Source organism: uncultured Empedobacter sp. (genome assembly GCF_937930195.1).
GTDB lineage: Bacteria > Bacteroidota > Bacteroidia > Flavobacteriales > Weeksellaceae > Empedobacter > Empedobacter stercoris.
Map to the genome: position 1 here is coordinate 1 of NZ_CALGVK010000060.1, position 18,680 is coordinate 18,680.

Below are 18,680 nucleotides of genomic sequence, written 5' to 3' on the forward strand. Positions count from 1 at the left end.
GCACTTGATTACGGCTCAAGAGGTTACAGGTTTGAATCCTGTCTCGGTCACAAAAATGCTCAGCGACAAACGTTGAGCTTTTTTTATGAATGTTAAATTCTATTGTTATCAATAAGAAAGTCCATTTACAAATTGTAAATGGACTTTTTGGATTTTTATTATTTCTTTCTGAAGTAAACTTCGATCGGAACACCTTCAAAATTAAATTCTCTTCTCAATTGATTTTCGATAAATCGTTTGTAAGGATCTCTAATATATTGTGGCAAGTTACAGAAAAACGCAAATTGAGGCGTTTTTGTAGGCAATTGCGTTACATATTTAATTTTGATGTATTTTCCTTTTACTGCAGGTGGAGGTGTAATCTCGATAATCGGTAACAATGTTTCGTTTAACTTACTTGTTTTAATACGGCGACTACGGTTCTCATAAACTTCGACAAATGTATCTACAGCTTTTAAAACACGTTGCTTTGTTAAAGCTGAGATAAACAATACAGGAACATCTGTAAATGGTGCAATACGTCTTAGAATAGCTTCTTTGTATTCTTTCATGGTATTGGTTTCTTTTTCTAACAAATCCCATTTGTTAATCAAAATAACGACACCTTTTCTATTACGTTCTGCTAAATAAAGAATATTTAAATCTTGTGCTTCAATCCCACGTTCTGCATCAATTACTAATACACAAACATCACATTCTTCGATTGCACGAACCGAACGCATCACAGAATAAAATTCTAAATCTTCGCTAACTTTTCCTTTTTTACGCATCCCTGCAGTATCCACCAAAACAAATTCATGTCCAAATTTATTGTACAATGTTTCGATAGAATCACGTGTTGTTCCTGCGATATCAGTTACAATATTACGTTCTTCACCTAATAATGCATTGATTAATGTAGATTTTCCAGCATTTGGACGACCTACGATTGTAATTTTAGGTAAACCTTCAAATGGATCTACGTGTACTTCTTCTTTAAAAGTATCCACTACATCATCTAACAATTCACCTGTTCCACTACCAGTCATGGCAGCGATTGTGTACATTTTTTCGAATCCTAAGTTATAAAACTCATAAGAATCGTCTAAATTTTTGTTGGTATCGACCTTATTCACAACTAAGAATGTAGGCTTCTTAGTGCGTCTTAAAAGGTTGCCAACTTCCTTATCCATATCCGTTAATCCAACTTGATTGTCTACCATGAACAAAATTACATTTGCTTCATCAATAGCTAATTCAACTTGCTTGCGGATCTCTTCTTCAAAGGTATCATCCGAACCAACGACATACCCTCCGGTATCGATTACGGTAAACTCTTTCCCATTCCAATCCGATTTTCCATAATGACGATCACGAGTAACACCAGAAGTGTCATCCACGATAGCTTGTCTTTTTTGGATCAATCGATTGAAGAATGTAGATTTACCAACGTTTGGTCTTCCTACAATTGCAACTATATTTGACATTCTGCAAAGGTATAATTTTTCATTTTATTTTTTGTATTAATTTTTTGATTGATAAAGTTTTGTACAAAAAAAAGGTTAGATAAACTCTAACCCTACTAATTTTCTTACTTTACAACTTTTAAAAGCTCTTTTTCCGCCACTACTTTTCTTAATCCAGAACTTGAGAAACGGTGATCTCTTGAGTTATAATACAATTCAATTCCTTTTTCTTCACAATATTTTCTTCCTGTGAAGTTTTTATCTTGATACTCTACTCCCAAAATGCGAACATCAATCTTGAAAGAACGTAAAACATCTTCCAAATCTTGTTCTGTCGCATAAGGCACAATTTCATCTACGAATTTGCATCCTTTTAATTGAATGTAGCGTTCTACAACAGTTTGTGTTGGTTTGTTTTTTTCAGGACGATCCAATGTCGGATCCGTCTGTAAACCTACAATCAAATAATCACAATGTTGTTTTGCATCTTCTAACATTTTGATATGCCCAGCATGGAGCAAATCAAATGCACTAAATGTAATTCCTATTTTCATAGTATGTTTTTAGTTTAGTTTCTTAAGTTATTGTTTAGTCTTCGCTGGAACGATTATAATCATCTTCAATTCGAATTATGTCCTCTTCCCCAAAATATGTACCATGTTGTACTTCGATGAAAATCAAGACCTCATTTCCGATGTTTTGAATACGATGCTTTGCTTTCAATGGAATAACCACCACTTCGCCAGCATTATATTCATATTCTTTATCATCAAGCGTCACCAAAGCTTTTCCTTGAACAATTGTCCAAACTTCGGCACGATGATTATGGTATTGGTAAGACAAACGTCCACCAACATTTACTTCTATGCGTTTTAATTTATATATCTCGGTATCTTCTAATACATAGTAAGTACCCCAAGGTCTTTTTCCTATTTCCATCTTTTATGCAATTTACTGAATATTTCGATATACATATTCAAAATATTCCATTAATAAATTGTTTCCTTTGTCAAAAAAAAAACCCCAAACATACGCTTGAGGTTTTAAAATGTGGTGCCTCCAGGAATCGAACCAGGGACACAAGGATTTTCAGTCCTTTGCTCTACCAACTGAGCTAAGGCACCGCTCATTTTGGAATGCAAATATAAGAAGGTTTATTTCTTATTTCCAAAATAAATTTATTTATTTTTTTAAATTTATTCAAAACAATTGATTTTTATTGAGTTATTTTTATAAAAAATTTCTAACTGCTAATAAAATGGATTGGTCAACAACTATTTTTCAAGTTTGGAGCTTTATCAAAGATTGGTATTGGATTCCATTATCTTTTTTATATGTCATAGTTATTATTACCATTTTAATTGAAAACAGAAATCCAACAAAAACAATTGCTTGGATATTAGTGATTGTTTTTCTTCCCGTAATTGGATTCATCATTTACTTTTTCTTTGGTCAAAAATTTAAAAAAGATTTATATTTTAAACGTATAGATAAAAGTCATCAAAAAATTATTGGAGAAAAATGGCAAGAAATGGATAAAATTATCCAAGAAGATTTGATACGAGTTAAAGACAAAATAGGTTCTCTTTCTCAGGTTTATCGTTATCTAAATAATGCGCGAGTTGCTCCTCCATCAACCAAAAATAAAGTGAAATTATTGATAAACGGAGAAGAAAAATTTCCTTTATTTATTGAAGCACTAAAATCTGCAAAGCATCATATTCATCTCGAATATTATATTTTTGATGAAGATAAAATTGGTAATGAAATTATCTCCATTTTAGAAAAAAAAGCAAAAGAAGGTGTTGAAATACGTCTAACCACAGATGATTTTGGTTCTCCAAAATTAAATAAACATCAAAAAAGATTTGAAGGAACTGGAATTGAATATCAAACGTTTCTTCCTGTTCGTTTTTCGTCTTTAGCCAATTCAAACTATCGTAATCATAGAAAAATTTTGATTGTAGATGGTCAAAAAGCATTTATTGGTGGCATTAATATTAGTGATAAATACATCAATCAGAATGGAGAAAAAAGTCCGAATAACGAAGTTTATTGGCGTGACACATCCGTTATGATAGAAGGTGAAGCGATTAATAATTTGCAATTGCATTTTTACTTAAATTGGATGATGACAGAAGGAAATAAATTTAATATTTCTGACCCCAATTATTTTTTCGATTCAAAAAACACGAATTTTGACGATATGGCGACTGTAAGTTATGGTCTTTCTTCGCCAGGTAGTGACGTACATTCGGCAATGGAAGCCATGATTTTGGCGATTACCTTAGCACAAAAAAAAGTACAATTGTGCACGCCTTATTTTATTCCAAGCGATGAATTTAAAACAGCCTTGATGATTGCGGTTTCTGCTGGTGTAGAAGTCGAATTGATTATTCCTAAAAAAGGCGATTCTATCATCGTACAACAAGCTTCATTGTCGTTCCTAAAACCTCTAATGAAGAGAGGTGTAAAAGTTTATCTCTATGAAAAAGGATTTATTCACTCAAAAACAATTACTGTTGATGATAAATTGGCTTTTATTGGAACTGTAAATTTAGATTTTAGAAGTTTTATGATCAACTTTGAAATTACTTCAATTATTGAAAATGATACTTTATTGAATGAAATGAATACGAATTTTGAAATAGATCGAAATAATTCAGAATTATTAAACATCGAAAAATGGGAAAACAAACCATGGTATAATCGTGCATTTGCTTCGGTTTGTAGGTTATTAGCACCGATATTGTAATCGTTTATTATATTTACTTTAATATGAAAAAAATGCTTTGCTATCAATAGGAAAAATTGCTTTAGGATTTATTTTCGTAAGTTTCGATTTTAATGATTTCTGAAATCTTCGATTTCCTTTCTGATATCTTCATATCGTTTTCTCAAATCATCTGAAATTGTATTTGGTAAATTTTTAACTCTTTTCAATTGAAATGAAATAAAAATTGCAAATATACCTGATGAAATGATAGCTAAACCAAGCCATATAACAGCTGTTAATCCTGCTAATTGTGGATTTGAAATTAATATAATCGAAATAATTAATCCAATAATTGCGAAAAATAAAGAGAATCCCCAATCTTTAACACCATAGTTTTTAAGTTCAAAAGCATAACTAATTCCCGAAATTGAACGGAATAGCACTAAGAATCCTACATAAAATGCAAAAACTTCTAAACTTAGAATAGGATTAATCACTAACATAAATCCTACAATAGCAGTGATAATTCCAAAAGCTAATGTCCAACCCCAACTATCTATTTCATCCTTATTAGAAAGTGAAAAAACAATTTCAGAAATTCCAGAGAATAAAAATGATACAGCAAAAAACACTGAAAGTGCAACATAAGAAGCTACAGGAGAGACAAAAGTGTAAATTCCTAATCCAACAAATAATAATCCTATGATTAATAAAATCCACCAATATTTGATAGAATTCTTGATTGATTTGTAAAAAGTACGAGCCATTTTAAATTATAAAACCTTAAATTTAAGAAATTCTCCAAAAAGGAGCATTGTTTTTTGCATAATTTATAATCATCCAAGATTGTTTAAAAATGAAGATTTATTTCATATATAAATAAAAACAAAATAGCCTTAACTTTGAAGTTCGCTTAAAAATCAACGAAAATGAAGTATGGAATAGAAGCGGCTTCTATCTACGTTCCGCATATATATTTACCAATTAAAGATTTGGCAATTCAACGCAATATTGATCCTGATAAACTTGAAATTGGATTAGGTTTAAAGAAAATGGCTATTTTAGATGTTCATGAAGATACTGCAACTATTACTGCAAACGCTTTATTGAAATTAATTATTAATTTTAACATCAATCCGAACGAAATTGGACGAATTTATTTAGGAACAGAAAGTGCATTGGATGGTGCTAAACCAACGGCTACTTATGCCGTTCAGTTAGTAGAATCTGTTTTAGAAAATCAATTTGGAGAACGACCTTTCAAACACACAGATGTTGTAGATATGACGTTTGCTTGTGTTGGAGGCGTTGATGCTTTACACAATTCTATTGACTATGTTCGAGTAAATCCAGCTAAAAAAGCAATTGTTATCGCGGCAGATTATGCAAAGTATGGATTAGAATCGACAGGAGAATATACACAAGGCGCTGGTGCTGTTGCAATGTTGATTTCGAATCAACCTGATTTGATCGCATTTGATAATAATTGGGGAATTGGAATGGAATCTGTTTTCGATTTCTTTAAACCTCATCAAGCGACTTCGAATAGAAATATTTTAAATGCATTAGAAACAACAAAATCTGAAATTGAGATTTTCTCTGATGAACCTGTTTTTGACGGTCAATATTCTAACGAATGTTATAAAAACAGAGTAAGAGAAGCCTATTTTAATTTTAAAGATCAAACAAATGTTGAAGGAAAATTGTATGAAAACTGGCGATATATTGCCTTTCATTTACCTTATGCATTTCAAGGAAAAAGAATGTTTTCGGATGTTTTTGCTTTAGAAAATGGTCAAGATAATTCGAATGATAATTTAAAAATAATTTCAAAATCGGATGAATATAAAGCGTTAATCAAAGAAAAAGTAGAGCCAACTCAACGTGCTTCTTCTGAGATCGGAAATATGTATACTGCTTCAATTTTCACTGCATTTTTATCGGCTTTACAAGTTAGTACTGATAACAATGAAGATTTAACAGGAAAAACAGTAGGTTTTATTTCTTACGGTTCTGGTTCAAAATCTAAAGTTTTCCAAGGAAAAATTGGGGAAGGTTGGAAAGATGTAATGAATAAAGTTGATTTGTTTAATTATTTGAATCAAAGAGAAGCTATTTCATTTGAACAATACGAGGATTTGCATAATAAAAATCAGAAAACTTCAATTAATGCTTCAAAAGGGTTCGCTTTAGACCGCATTGAAACTGAAATTCCCGATTTGAAAGGTGCAAGATATTATACATTTAAAGGATAAAAACATAAAAAAATCGCTCATTTGAGCGATTTTTTTTTATACTATTTTCAATTTCCATTTCCCTCGTTTAAAAAGTATAAATGCTAAAATTGCAATAAATGTTTCAGCAACAGGAATTGCTATAAAAACACCTTCTTCTCTCAAATCGAAATGGTAAGACAATATATACGCTAATGGAATTTGAAACAACCAAAATCCAACAAAATTAATAATGGTTGGCGTCATCGTATCACCAGCACCGTTAAACGCATTCATCATCACCATTCCAATTCCATACAAAAGAAAACCACTTGCCAAAATATACATTCCTTCCTTTGCAACAAGTTTAATAGACTCTTCTGTTGTAAATATTGAAACTAAATAATTGCTCAAACCATAAAAAACTATGCTTATTATTAGCATATAAATAATATTAAATTTCATGGTCATTAAAACCGATTTTTCTGCTTTTTCGGGATCTCTATTTCCTAAATTTTGTCCTACCAACGTTGCTGCTGCATTACTTAATCCCCAAGCAGGCAACATAAAAAACATCATTAATCGCAATGCAGTTTGATAACCTGACGAAGCTATTTCTCCTCCTGTTTGTGCAACAATCCGTGCTAAAATTATCCAACTACAACTTGCTATAACATATTGAACAATTGCAGGAATAGCAATTCGTAAAATATTGATAATTAAATTAGATTTTGGCACAAAATAAGACCATTTGATTTGAATTAATGAGTCTTTTTTCTTTAAATAATACAGTTGATAGACAACCCCACAACTTCTACCGATTGCTGTTGATAATGCTGCTCCTTCTAATCCCATTTCTGGAAAAAAGAACCAACCACGAACAAGAATTGGACACAAAATAATATTGATCCCGTTTGCTAACCATAAACTTTTCATGGCAATTGCGGCATTTCCTGCACCACGAAAAATTCCATTTATTAAGAATAGAAGGACAATACTTAAACAACTCACCATCATAATCTTGGTAAAGTTTTTACCATATTCGGCTGCTTCTTCAGAAGAGCCCATCCAAATCAATAAATCTTTAGAATAAATAAATCCGAAAACACTTAATAAAATGGTAATCAATATGGATAATAAAATTGCTTGCGAAGCACTTTCAGATGCTTTTATAGGATTTTTCTCGCCAATTCTCCGTGCAATAATAGCGGTTGCAGCCATGCTTATTCCAATCGAAATCGAATAAACTATTGTTAATAAAGATTCGGTTAGTCCTACTGTTTGTATCGCAAAAGCGCTTTCTTTTAAATGACCTACAAAATATAAATCAACCAAGGCAAAAACAGATTCCATCACCATTTCGAACATCATCGGAATAGCCAATAAGAATACAGATCTACGAATTGGAATTGCAGTTAAATCTAAATTTTCGCTTGAAAAAGATTGCTTAATCAACAAGAAAACGGACCTAATTTTAGCTGTTAAAGACTTTTCTAAAGTCATTTTTTAGGTTTTATGAATGAAAAATAATTGATAAAAAATTAAATCAAAATGAATTTAACGTAAAGTTGCCGCGAAGAGTTAAGTATCCATTTAAATTTAAAAATAGGTGAGGATTTTGCACAAATTTAAATCATTTTTTTCAATACCAATTTATCTTTTTGGTTTTATTATCTTTACCAAAACAGCTATTATATAGAGAAATGAAAAAAACTGCTTTTATTTTATTTAATGTTGCCCTTATGGTAGGAGTGAATGCACAGAGTTACAAAAAAAAATACCCAGACACGAAAAAAATTAATCATGTTGACACGTATTTTGGAGAAGAAGTACAAGATCCATATCGTTGGTTAGAAGATGATTTGTCTGATGACACAAAAAAATGGGTGATTGAACAAAATAAAGCGACTTATGCTTATTTGAATGAGATTCCGTTACGCACGCAATTGAAAAAATCGTTGACAGATATCTGGAATTACGAAAAAATATCTACGCCTTTCAAAGAAGGTGATTATACCTACTATTATAAAAATGATGGTTTGCAACAGCATTCTGTTTTGTACCGTAAATTAGGAGAAAATGGAGCAGAAGAAGTTTTCTTAGATCCAAATAAATTCTCAAAAGATGGTTCTGTTTCTTTAGCAGATGTAAGTTTTTCGAAAGACGGAAGCTTAGTTGCCTATTCTATTTCAGAAGGTGGATCGGATTGGAGAAAAGTGATTGTTTTAAATGCGAAAGATAAAACACAAGTTGGAGAAACTTTGATTGATGTTAAATTCTCTGGTACAGCTTGGAAAGGAAACGAAGGTTTCTATTATTCTTCTTATGATAAACCAAAAGGATCTGAATTATCAGAAAAAACAGATCAGCATAAATTATATTACCACAAATTAGGAACAGCTCAGAAAAAAGATCAATTAATTTTTGGAGGAGCAGAAATGCCTCGTCGTTACGTTGGTGCTTATTTGACTGATGATGAACGCTACTTAATCATTACAGCTGCAAACTCGACAACAGGAAATGAGTTGTACTATCAAGATTTATCAACAACCAATTCTCCAATTGTAAACATTGTAAATAATTTTGAGACAAATACTTCTGTAATCGACAATGATGGAGAAACGTTCTATTTATTTACAAATAATAAAGCACCTAACAACAAGGTTGTAAAAGCTACAATCTCAGATTTGAGTGAGCCTGCTTGGCAAACGGTTATTCCTGAAACAGAAAATGTATTATCCGTTTCTACAGGAGGAGGGTATTTATTTGCGAAATACTTAAAAGATGCTATTTCTGTTGTTGAACAATATAAATATGATGGAACTAAAGTTCGTCAAATTACATTACCTGGAGTTGGTACTGCATCAGGATTTGGAGGAAAAAAAACAGAGAAAGAAATTTATTTCGGTTTCTCAAATTATATCACACCATCAACAAGTTATAAATTTAATGTAGAAACAGGTTCTTCTGATGTTTACATCAAACCAAATGTAAAATTTAATTCGGATGATTATATTTCGGAACAAGTATTCTATGCGTCAAAAGATGGCACAAAAGTTCCGATGATTATTACATACAAGAAAGGATTAAAGAAAAATGGTAAAAACCCAACAATCGTTTATGGATATGGTGGCTTCAATATTAGTTTAACACCTGGTTTTAGTCCTGCAACTGCTGCTTGGATTGAAAATGGCGGTATTTATGCTGTTCCAAATTTACGCGGAGGTGGAGAATATGGTAAAAAATGGCACGATGGTGGACGTCAGTTCAATAAATTGAATGTTTTTAACGATTTTATCGCTGCTGCCGAATATTTACAAACAAACAATTATACGTCGCCAGATTACACTGCATTATCAGGGGGATCTAACGGAGGTTTATTGGTTGGAGCTACAGAAACCATAAATCCTAAAATTGCTAAAGTTGCTTTGCCTGCTGTTGGAGTTTTAGATATGTTGCGTTACCACACATTTACTGCTGGAGCAGGTTGGGGATATGATTACGGAACTGCTGATGATAGCAAAGAGATGTTTGATTATCTGAAAGCATATTCACCTGTTCACAATGTTAAAGAAGGAACATGTTATCCCGCAACTCTGGTTACGACTGGAGATCACGATGACCGTGTAGTTCCTGCGCATTCATATAAATTTGCAGCAGAATTACAAAAGAAACAAGCTTGTGATAATCCTGTATTAATCAGAATTGAAACTAAAGCTGGTCACGGAGCAGGTCGTTCGACAGAAGTTGTAATTAACGAAACAGCTGATAAATATGCATTCACATTGTGGAACATGGGAATCAAAAAATTGAAGTAATAAAATCAATTTAATAACTCAAAAATCCATCTGATTATTCAGGTGGATTTTTTAATTTTATCCAAAATATAATCGAATGAAAAAATTATTTACTCTACTTATCTTATGTTCAACCTTTTCTTTTGGACAATATATTTCTAAAGCGAAAATAATTTCAAATCAAACGAATAATACTTTTGAGATTAGGGACGTAAGCTATATTAATGATGGAAAAGGAATTCAATTTAAAACAGATTTATCTAAAAATACGTTCGCAATTGTTCGACTAAAAGATTTTAAATTAATCTTTGATAATGAAGATTACTCAAAGAATATTCCGCAAATTAAAGGCGTTTTTAACCAAAAAGAATTCTCTTATCCCGATGGTTTATATTTAACAAAGGATGATTTTATTTCGAAAAAGACAGAAGATAGATTATTTGAGATGAAACCAAATCTTTATGCTGATTTGTTTGAACAGTCAGCAGATTTAGTAAACTTTTATGATAAAAACGGGAAATTTCCTGAATATCAACAACGAGATTATTTCGCAATTGTTAAAAATGGGGATATTTATTTTAACGTAAAAGAAATTAAAAAGATAGCTAAGGAGAAAAAGATTTTGTTGGCAAAAGAAATTCCTAATTTTGCTTATGTAAGAGTAAAAGCAGGTTCAGATCATCATTTATATATGGAATTACCAAGATCTCAACAGAATAATGGTTATTTAATGATGTTTGGAATGGCAGGAGCAATTGCTTCGACCATGATTAATACAACTGATTCTAAAGAAGAATATTCCGAAAATTATATAAATCTTGTAAAGGAAGGAATTATCACTCTTAATCCTAACGATTATAAAGGAATTATATTCAATACTAAAAATAAAGAATTTGAAATACTATCGAATTGTTCTGATTTGAGTAATTATTCAACTCGATATAATAATTCAATGCTTAATTTAGATTGTAAATCACATTATTCTATAGATAAACAAAGAGAAATATTAAATAACCTTTAATAAGTACAAAATGAACACAAAAGCATACGCAGCATTTAACGAAACAGATGCATTAGGACCACACACAATAGAACGTCGCACATTATCTCCAAAAGATGTTTTTATAGATATTGATTATTGTGGTGTTTGTCACAGCGATATTCATACAGTAAAAGGGGATTGGGGAAAACCAAATTATCCCGTTGTTCCTGGTCACGAAATTATTGGTCGTGTCAAAGAAATCGGTTCTGAAGTAACCAAATTCAAAGTTGGAGATTTAGTTGGAGTTGGTTGTATGGTTGAATCTTGTCAACATTGTCATCCTTGTGACGAAGGTTTAGAACAATATTGTGAAAATGGATCAACAGGTACGTACAATTCTAAAAATTCTAAACATGGTGGAATTACCTACGGAGGTTATTCAGAAAACATTGTGGTAGAAGAAAACTTTGTTCTTCATGTCCCAGAAAATATTGATGTAAAAGCTGCTGCACCCTTATTGTGTGCTGGTATTACAACTTGGTCGCCTTTGCGTCATTGGAATGTAAAAGCTGGCGATAAAGTTGGTGTAGTTGGACTTGGAGGTTTAGGTCACATGGGGGTTAAATTTGCTAAAGCAATGGGTGCTCATGTAGTGATGATTACCACTTCTGAATCAAAAGGGGAAGATGCAAAAAAATTAGGCGCAGATGAAGTTCTTATTTCAAAAGATGCTGACCAAATGAAAGCACAGCGAAATACCTTTGATTTCTTATTGAATACAATACCGGTGAAACATGATGTCAATCCATATTTAGCTTTACTTAAGCTTGACAAAACAATGTGTATGGTAGGTGCGATAGAACCTTTGGATGCAGTTCATGGTGGATTATTAATTATGAAACGTCGTAATTTAACGGGTTCATTAATTGGCGGAATCAAAGAAACACAAGAAATGTTAGATTTTTGCGGTGAACATAACATTGTTTCGGATGTAGAAATGATCGATATTCAAAATATTAATACCGCTTACGAACGTATGATGAAGTCTGATGTCAAATATCGCTTTGTGATTGACATTAAATCATTAAAAGAATCTTAGAATCTAACGTTATAAAAAAAATCCGCTCAATGTAGCGGATTTTTTTATATTAAGTCTACGAGTTTCACTTCAAGACAGAATCTTTAGAAACTTCTGTTTTATTCACAGTTTTTGAAGAATCTACAGTAACTCCTTCTACAGAATCGGCAGACGGTACTTCGATTATTGATGAATCTACATTTTCTGGTGTAGTAACTTCTGGCCGAAAAGCTTCTTTTTTACAAGAAATTGCAGTAAAAGTGAATGCTGCAAACGCAAATAACGCTAATTTTTTCATTTGATTTTTATTTAATTTATTCTGCAAATTATTTTTTCTCAGTTGTTGTAGTTGTAGTTGTTTCAACTTTTATAGAATCATTAATCACAACTGAATCTTTTCCAATTGTATCAACTTTAATTGAATCTTCTAATGTTGTAATGGTATCATTTTTCACATCAGTTTCTGTTTTTATTTCTTTCGATCCAAACAAATGACAAGAAGATAAACCCACCGCAGTCCCGAATACTCCTAATACAATTACGTTTAATGCTAATTTTTTCATAACTTTAATTTTTTAAATGTTTTAATTGATTTTAGATTGAAATGATATGTTGTATCATTTTGTTGAACCAAAGTTAATCTCAAATCAACGTTTTTTTCATGCAAGATGCTTGTAAGACAATTGTAATCGATCAAATAAAAATTCAACAAATGTTTTACAATAGAAAAAATCATTTAACAAGTCATTAATAAAGAAATTCGACGAATCATATCAAAAAAATTATTTTATTTGTACTTGTATTAAAACAAGATTTGTAAAATATATTTTATTTTACAAGTTACTAAAAACCAATCTTTTAAATTTTAATTTTTGAGCAAATTTACAGATATAGAAATTTTCGAAATTCTAAAAAAAACGATTGCAACTCGATTTTTAGAAGATAATTCTGCTCAATCCGAAAATATCTCTGATTGGAAAGGTCAAGAAATTACGACTTTCCAAGATGACTTATTCAATAAAACCCGATCAACTGTAAGTGAAAAGTGGTTTTATACTTATTTTAAGTCAGATTTCAAGAAGCTTCCACGTATTGATATGCTCAATCTTTTGGCGCAATATTGTGGATTCAAGAATTGGGCGCATTTTGTTCAAATTCAAAAGAACGAACATTTTGGAACTCATAAAACAGAGGAAATACTGATTGATACAGAAGAAATCGAAAATTTATCCCAAGAAAATATTCCTTCGGACGAAGTAGAAAAAGATACACAACAACAAGTTAAACAACAAGCTGAAAAAGAATTAAGTCCAATACAAGCTATTGAGAAGAAACCAAAACTAAAACTGATTTCAATTATAGCTTCTGTAATTCTTTTGTTATGTGGTATTGGTGTGGCTGTTTATTATTCATTTTTTGGACAACGCGAATATGAATTTTGTTTTGTTGATTCGGATAGGCAAACAACCATCAATAACTCTGTCGAAGTGACAATTATAAGAGAAGGATTTACGCCCTTGTATCTATCAACAAAAACAGGTTGTATTAAATTCGAATCTCAAAAAGATACAATCAAAATGTTTGTGACTTCACCTTATTATAAACAAGATACGTTTAAGGTTAATTTACATCAATATAATCAACCCGAAAAGTTATTATTAGAACCTGATGATTATAAAATTATGCTGTATTATTATTCGAATTCAGCAAAAGATTTAAAACAGCGAATTTCTAAATTAAACCAGATGATTTCTGATAATGCGTTGATTTATCAAGTATATGATAATGATTTTTTCGGTGTAGAAATTCTTTCGAAACAACAGTATATCAATTTGGTTACAATGCCTACGACTTCGTTAAAGAACTTTTCTTTAATCGAATCAGAAAGTAAAAAAGGTAAAATTGTTAAATTAAAATTTAAAATCCAGCAAGATGAGAACGATAAGTAAAGTAGTTCATTTTAGCATTATTTTGCTAATGAGTGTTTGGATTATATTTTCGTGTAAAGACGATAAATATAAAGGTGATTACAACCCAGAAGCGATAAAAGGTTACAAAAACGAAGCTTCTACTGTGAGCAGTAAAATGGATTCTGTTGAAGCTGTAAATTTTATTGCAAAACAGAAATTACGTGAGTTTTACGAACTTTCGGCACTGGCTTCTAATACAAGCGACACCGTTGTTGACAGTTTGTTAAGAGATCAATTATTGTCTTATTTCCCGCAAAAAGATACAACAGAAATTTATGCATTACTAAGAGATTTAGCCGATAAAAAAGTAACGATAACTTCTGTTTCTAAGTTTGCAATTCTACCTCAAGACTCTGTTACGCCAGATTCTGTGAAAAGAATTGCTTATTCAGTGAATTATTTTAACTCGAACAAAAAATTAATCGAAACCAATAATCGTACAGGAATTTTTGTGATAAAACAGAAGCCTATCCAATTTAAACGAGAATTTAAATTCTATTTTAGAACTTTAAATGATAAAAAAGACTCGATTCAGAAAGATTCAATTCCTTCGGGAGTAATACAAAAATCAAGTGGAAAATCGCCAGAATAAGCGTCTTCAATAATTTCAATAGGTCTAAAATAAGTTAGGCCTATTTTTTTGGAATCAGGTCTACATCTTGCTAAGAACTTATCGTAATATCCTCCTCCATATCCAACTCGATTCCCATTTTTATCTGCAACAAACATTGGAATAAAAACGACATCAATCGTAAAAGCATCGACTTCTGTATATTGAACTGGTTCTGGAATTTGAAGTGAGTTTAATTTAGTTTCAACATCTTTTTCAACCTTACAATTCAACATATCATCACCAACAACCAAAGGTAAAATTACATCTTTATCCTGCTGAAATAACCAATCAATAATTGGATAAGTATTGATTTCGTTGTTTTTTTCGATGGGTAAAAAAAGATGAAACGACTTAGATCCAGAAAAATCGAAGGTTTTGATATACTCAAAAATTTGTTCGCTCAACTTATTTACTTCTTCTTTTGAGAAAGATTTTCTCAACGATCGATAGTATTTTCTTGCTTCAGCTTTTGTCATTTTTAGGCGTATTTCAGACGAAGTTAAGAAATAATTGATAGGTTAAGAAAGTAGAGAGTTTTAAAAAGTTTCAACTATTTAAAAAAAACTAAAACAATAATAAAACATACAATTGCTATAAAAAGCAATAAATTAATAGGTTTTATTTTCATTTTGCTAAATACAGACTTTTTGTAAGTCTTATGAATCCTCTTAGGCTTTGACATTATTTGTTAGATTTGTTATATAAAATATGTAGAAAAGGTTGCTTTATAAAATGAGGGAAAACGTAATTCAATTGTAAAACACTATATATCAAAACAATAAAATACGTTTATTTTTTTTTTGAAAACAATTATTAAAACGTTTTAACTAATTTTTTTCATACGTTTTGAAGCTTCATCTAACCAAGGTTGATAGTTACAATGTTTTTTTATTGCCTGATAAATTGCTTCGCTATTCGGATCATTTGGGTCAAGTTCGTAGATTAATGAATTAATAAATCCTTTTTTGATGGATGGACTTTTTATGTTTTCTAACAAACTATCTGCAGAAAATCCTTGATACAATTTTTCTTGTAAACTCGTCAAAACAATGTTGCGATAACTCTGATAAGTTTTATAATCTTCGTCATTATCCAAATCAATCTTCTCTAATTCGGACAAAAAATTAACGGGTAATTGCTCCGATGCTGGATTGTAGTACGTATAAGAATCCTTGTACATATACAATAAATTGATGAAATCGTAATTCAGATTTGTTTTCTCAGTTCTAATAAATGACGAGTTCACCTTCAATTTTTCTAAATCTTCAAACACTTTTTGATGAAAATTTTTGATTTGATTTTTAAAATCTGGAGGGGTTAATTGAAACAATTCTATATTATCAGTCAAAAACTTATCCGTTTTAAAACTTTTTTCAATTAAATAATTGTTTCGATTTTTTCCTTTTCCTGAGAATTTAAAGTGATTCTCAATTTGATTCAAATCTGCATCTAAAATCAGACTATCTCCCGGAACTAAGTAAATTGTAAACTCTTCTCGATCAATTGAAAGTATTTTATAGCCTTCATCTACCAATTGAAGTGTATCCGAAAAATTTCCATCATAATCTAATGCAAATGCTTTTTCGCGATTATTCAATAAAAGGTAAATACTATCCGTTTGTGCATTGGCAATTCGTCCACTAAAGTGGATCATTTCACCATTTTCTTTTTGAGGTGAACAACTATAAACTGTTATTAAAAGTAGCAAAAAAATCTCCACAACATCTTCATTTTCATCTTTCTCTCTGTCTTACAAAAGTAGAAAATTATTCTTCGTTTTGATGAATTTCAAAGAAAGAATCTACCTTAAAATTGGCTGAATCATTTGCCGCAGCAACAGCCAATTTATCTGCTTCCTCGTTCCAATGATGTCCAGCATGACCTTTTATCCATTGAAATTTGACACGATGAATTTTGTACACATCCAAAAAACGTCGCCACAAATCTGAATTCTTTTTTCCTTTAAAATTCTTTTGTACCCAACCAAAAACCCAACGTTTTTCTACTGCATCAACGACATATTTAGAATCGGTTATAATCGTAATCTCCGTATTGGTAAATTTTAACGTTTCTAAAGCGGTAATCACAGCTAATAATTCCATTCGATTATTTGTCGTTAATCGAAAACCTTGAGAAATTTCTTTTTTAATTTTTTTCTCAGTTTCTAATAAAATACAACCAAATCCTCCTGGGCCTGGATTTCCCAACGAAGAACCATCTGTATATGCTACAATTGCCATAGTTTATGGTTTGTAGTTTAACATTGTATCAATCGTTTGACGCGCAACGAAATGGTAATTTGGACGTGCATCTTTGTAAATATTTTTCGCAAAATCTGTTTGATTAGATTCTTTAAGAGCTAAATACAAAGGTTCTAAGAATTTACGTCTTCCGACATTTACCAAGAAATCTTTCGCATTGGCATTCACTTTATCGTAATGCAACAAAAATGCTTTTTCATACCAAGCGGTTTGAATTTCAGGATTTTTAGAAGCTGTAAAATTATATATCTCATCCAAATAAGCTAAATCTTCTTTTGTATTTTTAGCTGTATCGATTTGACGAATAAAATGTACCCATTCGTTTGTTGATTTTGTAGAAATCTCAACTTTTTTAGGTGCTACTTTATTTCTTCCGTTAGTGATATTTTGTTGTAATTGTGCTTCAGCTAAATCAAATAGTTTTGAAGTCGGTTTTTTTAAATCTTTCGGCCAACCTGTATTGTAAATCCATTCTTGAACAAAAGAATCTTCGCCATTTGTTAAATTAGCTTTCAAATAATCGACAAATTTTTCTGTTGTCATGGTTTGGAAAGCATGCGAAGAAAAATATTGATTCAAGAATTGATCAAATTTTTCACGTCCATATTTATCTTCTAACATTTTTAAGAACAAATAACCTTTATCGTACGGAACATCAGAAAAAGCATCATCAGGGTTTGCTCCCGTCATGTTCACTTTTAAAGAAGTATATTTTTCTGGGATATTTTTCATAGAAGTTTCTAAATCTTGAAACCCGATTACCGAAATCATATCTGCATAATCTTTTCCTTCTAATTCTTCCATAATTCGACGTTCAAAATAAACCGTAAATCCTTCATTTACCCAGAAATCATCCCAAGTAGAATTTGTTACCAAATTTCCTGACCAAGAATGTGCCAATTCGTGTGCAATTAAATTCGTCATCGAGCGATCTCCTACAATTGCAGTTGGCGTTGCAAACGTTAAACGTGGATTTTCCATTCCTCCAAAAGGAAACGATGGTGGTAAAACCAATACGTCAAACTGTTCCCACGGATATTTTCCGTACAATTTTTCGGCAGCCGTAACCATATTTCCCATTTCAGCAAATTCCCAAGCAGCAGCTTTCAATAATCCTGGTTCTGCATAAACACCTGTTCTGTTATCAATTGGTTGATATTGCACATCTCCAACAGCTAAAGCAATCAAATAAGGTGCAATTGCTTGTGGCATTTTGAAGGTATAAACTCCTTCCGCATTTTTTTCTTTTGGATTAATTGCACTCATTAAAGGCAATAAATCTTTTGGCGTTTTTACTTTTGCATCATACGTAAGACGAACACTTGGCGTATCTTGAATAGGAATCCAAGAACGTGTTAAAATGGCTTGACCTTGCGACAATAAAAAAGGATGTTTTTTATCGTGTGTTTGTTGCGGACTTAACCATTGTAATGCATTTGCATCAGGTGATGTTTTATAAAAAACTTGTACAATCGTATCATTTGGTGTGACATCAATAAGTAATGCTTGACCTTTGATCGAATCTTTTTCGCCTAATTTATACGTTGTTTTTTGTCCATTTGCTAATAAAACAGAATCAATTGTCAACTTTTCAGTATCCAAAAT

Annotated in this window: 18 protein-coding genes and 1 tRNA gene; 7 read left to right on the plus strand and 12 right to left on the minus strand. The window is 31.2% G+C overall.

Translation table 11 applies throughout. From position 1 onward, the window contains the following. Positions 1–158 precede the first annotated feature (158 nt). The 4 genes from der to Q0616_RS03185 form a co-directional block, all read right to left on the minus strand. The gene (gene der, locus Q0616_RS03170; RefSeq protein ID WP_171623781.1) at positions 159–1,466 is read right to left on the minus strand and encodes a ribosome biogenesis GTPase Der; all 1,308 of its coding nucleotides are present in this window, start codon (positions 1,464–1,466) and stop codon (positions 159–161) included. A gap of 104 nt (positions 1,467–1,570) precedes the next feature. Next, the gene (locus Q0616_RS03175; protein ID WP_171623780.1) at positions 1,571–1,999 is read right to left on the minus strand and encodes an adenylyltransferase/cytidyltransferase family protein; all 429 of its coding nucleotides are present in this window, start codon (positions 1,997–1,999) and stop codon (positions 1,571–1,573) included. A 34-nt stretch (positions 2,000–2,033) separates the two neighbouring features. Beyond that, the gene (locus Q0616_RS03180; protein WP_171623779.1) at positions 2,034–2,384 is read right to left on the minus strand and encodes a phosphomannose isomerase type II C-terminal cupin domain; all 351 of its coding nucleotides are present in this window, start codon (positions 2,382–2,384) and stop codon (positions 2,034–2,036) included. A 112-nt stretch (positions 2,385–2,496) separates the two neighbouring features. Next, positions 2,497–2,569: transfer RNA gene (locus Q0616_RS03185), tRNA-Phe, on the minus strand. Between the two features lie 134 nt (positions 2,570–2,703). On the opposite strand from Q0616_RS03185, the gene cls reads away from it, so the two are divergent. Next, the gene (gene cls, locus Q0616_RS03190; protein ID WP_298775043.1) at positions 2,704–4,200 is read left to right on the plus strand and encodes a cardiolipin synthase; all 1,497 of its coding nucleotides are present in this window, start codon (positions 2,704–2,706) and stop codon (positions 4,198–4,200) included. Between the two features lie 89 nt (positions 4,201–4,289). Here the strand turns inward: cls and Q0616_RS03195 are convergent, their stop codons facing one another. Continuing rightward, on the minus strand, positions 4,290–4,928 hold the full coding sequence (locus Q0616_RS03195) for an HdeD family acid-resistance protein (protein ID WP_298775046.1): 639 nt from the start codon (positions 4,926–4,928) through the stop codon (positions 4,290–4,292). Between the two features lie 162 nt (positions 4,929–5,090). Here Q0616_RS03195 and Q0616_RS03200 point away from each other — a divergent pair, with 162 nt between their 5' ends. Beyond that, a complete protein-coding gene (locus Q0616_RS03200) occupies positions 5,091–6,416 on the plus strand; it encodes a hydroxymethylglutaryl-CoA synthase (protein WP_298775050.1) in 1,326 nt (441 codons plus the stop codon). A gap of 36 nt (positions 6,417–6,452) precedes the next feature. Here the strand turns inward: Q0616_RS03200 and Q0616_RS03205 are convergent, their stop codons facing one another. Then, positions 6,453–7,877, minus strand: coding sequence for an MATE family efflux transporter (locus Q0616_RS03205; RefSeq protein WP_260541606.1), 1,425 nt, complete (start codon positions 7,875–7,877; stop codon positions 6,453–6,455). A 200-nt stretch (positions 7,878–8,077) separates the two neighbouring features. On the opposite strand from Q0616_RS03205, the gene Q0616_RS03210 reads away from it, so the two are divergent. The 3 genes from Q0616_RS03210 (at position 8,078) to Q0616_RS03220 (ending at position 12,252) form a co-directional block, all read left to right on the plus strand. Then, positions 8,078–10,192 (plus strand): prolyl oligopeptidase family serine peptidase, encoded by a 2,115-nt coding sequence (locus Q0616_RS03210; RefSeq protein ID WP_188319365.1) that lies wholly within the window; start codon positions 8,078–8,080, stop codon positions 10,190–10,192. 76 nt (positions 10,193–10,268) lie between these two features. After that, positions 10,269–11,192, plus strand: coding sequence for a hypothetical protein (locus Q0616_RS03215; RefSeq protein WP_260541605.1), 924 nt, complete (start codon positions 10,269–10,271; stop codon positions 11,190–11,192). Between the two features lie 10 nt (positions 11,193–11,202). Next, complete coding sequence (locus Q0616_RS03220; RefSeq protein ID WP_260541604.1) at positions 11,203–12,252, plus strand: NAD(P)-dependent alcohol dehydrogenase; 1,050 nt, start codon at positions 11,203–11,205, stop codon at positions 12,250–12,252. Positions 12,253–12,316: 64 nt separating this feature from the next. Here Q0616_RS03220 and Q0616_RS03225 read toward each other — a convergent pair whose 3' ends face one another. Further along, on the minus strand, positions 12,317–12,529 hold the full coding sequence (locus Q0616_RS03225; protein ID WP_298775061.1) for a hypothetical protein: 213 nt from the start codon (positions 12,527–12,529) through the stop codon (positions 12,317–12,319). A gap of 28 nt (positions 12,530–12,557) precedes the next feature. Beyond that, complete coding sequence (locus Q0616_RS03230) at positions 12,558–12,794, minus strand: hypothetical protein (protein WP_171623906.1); 237 nt, start codon at positions 12,792–12,794, stop codon at positions 12,558–12,560. Between the two features lie 309 nt (positions 12,795–13,103). Here Q0616_RS03230 and Q0616_RS03235 point away from each other — a divergent pair, with 309 nt between their 5' ends. Together Q0616_RS03235 and Q0616_RS03240 are read left to right on the plus strand one after the other, a co-directional pair. After that, positions 13,104–14,180, plus strand: a complete 1,077-nt coding sequence (locus tag Q0616_RS03235; protein WP_286483211.1) for a hypothetical protein — start codon at positions 13,104–13,106, stop codon at positions 14,178–14,180. Continuing rightward, positions 14,164–14,793 (plus strand): hypothetical protein, encoded by a 630-nt coding sequence (locus Q0616_RS03240; RefSeq protein ID WP_260541598.1) that lies wholly within the window; start codon positions 14,164–14,166, stop codon positions 14,791–14,793. The genes Q0616_RS03235 and Q0616_RS03240 overlap by 17 nt, the downstream gene beginning before the upstream one ends. Here the strand turns inward: Q0616_RS03240 and Q0616_RS03245 are convergent. From Q0616_RS03245 to Q0616_RS03260, 4 genes are all read right to left on the minus strand, one after another. Continuing rightward, positions 14,733–15,290, minus strand: a complete 558-nt coding sequence (locus Q0616_RS03245) for a 5-formyltetrahydrofolate cyclo-ligase (protein ID WP_260541596.1) — start codon at positions 15,288–15,290, stop codon at positions 14,733–14,735. The two genes, Q0616_RS03240 and Q0616_RS03245, sit on opposite strands and share 61 nt — an antisense overlap. A 347-nt stretch (positions 15,291–15,637) precedes the next feature. Next, positions 15,638–16,468, minus strand: a complete 831-nt coding sequence (locus tag Q0616_RS03250) for a hypothetical protein (protein WP_225539620.1) — start codon at positions 16,466–16,468, stop codon at positions 15,638–15,640. Between the two features lie 112 nt (positions 16,469–16,580). Beyond that, entirely contained in the window at positions 16,581–17,054 is a 474-nt protein-coding gene (rnhA, locus tag Q0616_RS03255; RefSeq protein WP_284582983.1) for a ribonuclease HI, read from the minus strand. Positions 17,055–17,057: 3 nt separating this feature from the next. Continuing rightward, a partial coding sequence (locus Q0616_RS03260) for a M1 family metallopeptidase (RefSeq protein ID WP_298775076.1) occupies positions 17,058–18,680 on the minus strand: 1,623 nt, incomplete at its 5' end.

Coding starts and splice junctions, on each gene's coding strand:
- Q0616_RS03245 (WP_260541596.1), bottom strand. CDS start 15,290: ATGACAAAAGCTGAAGCAAGAAAATACTATCGATCGTTGAGAAAATCT.
- Q0616_RS03210 (WP_188319365.1), top strand. CDS start 8,078: ATGAAAAAAACTGCTTTTATTTTATTTAATGTTGCCCTTATGGTAGGA.
- Q0616_RS03225 (WP_298775061.1), bottom strand. CDS start 12,529: ATGAAAAAATTAGCGTTATTTGCGTTTGCAGCATTCACTTTTACTGCA.
- Q0616_RS03200 (WP_298775050.1), top strand. CDS start 5,091: ATGAAGTATGGAATAGAAGCGGCTTCTATCTACGTTCCGCATATATAT.
- Q0616_RS03205 (WP_260541606.1), bottom strand. CDS start 7,877: ATGACTTTAGAAAAGTCTTTAACAGCTAAAATTAGGTCCGTTTTCTTG.
- rnhA (WP_284582983.1), bottom strand. CDS start 17,054: ATGGCAATTGTAGCATATACAGATGGTTCTTCGTTGGGAAATCCAGGC.
- Q0616_RS03240 (WP_260541598.1), top strand. CDS start 14,164: ATGAGAACGATAAGTAAAGTAGTTCATTTTAGCATTATTTTGCTAATG.
- Q0616_RS03250 (WP_225539620.1), bottom strand. CDS start 16,468: ATGATCCACTTTAGTGGACGAATTGCCAATGCACAAACGGATAGTATT.
- cls (WP_298775043.1), top strand. CDS start 2,704: ATGGATTGGTCAACAACTATTTTTCAAGTTTGGAGCTTTATCAAAGAT.
- Q0616_RS03175 (WP_171623780.1), bottom strand. CDS start 1,999: ATGAAAATAGGAATTACATTTAGTGCATTTGATTTGCTCCATGCTGGG.
- Q0616_RS03195 (WP_298775046.1), bottom strand. CDS start 4,928: ATGGCTCGTACTTTTTACAAATCAATCAAGAATTCTATCAAATATTGG.
- Q0616_RS03215 (WP_260541605.1), top strand. CDS start 10,269: ATGAAAAAATTATTTACTCTACTTATCTTATGTTCAACCTTTTCTTTT.
- der (WP_171623781.1), bottom strand. CDS start 1,466: ATGTCAAATATAGTTGCAATTGTAGGAAGACCAAACGTTGGTAAATCT.
- Q0616_RS03230 (WP_171623906.1), bottom strand. CDS start 12,794: ATGAAAAAATTAGCATTAAACGTAATTGTATTAGGAGTATTCGGGACT.
- Q0616_RS03220 (WP_260541604.1), top strand. CDS start 11,203: ATGAACACAAAAGCATACGCAGCATTTAACGAAACAGATGCATTAGGA.
- Q0616_RS03180 (WP_171623779.1), bottom strand. CDS start 2,384: ATGGAAATAGGAAAAAGACCTTGGGGTACTTACTATGTATTAGAAGAT.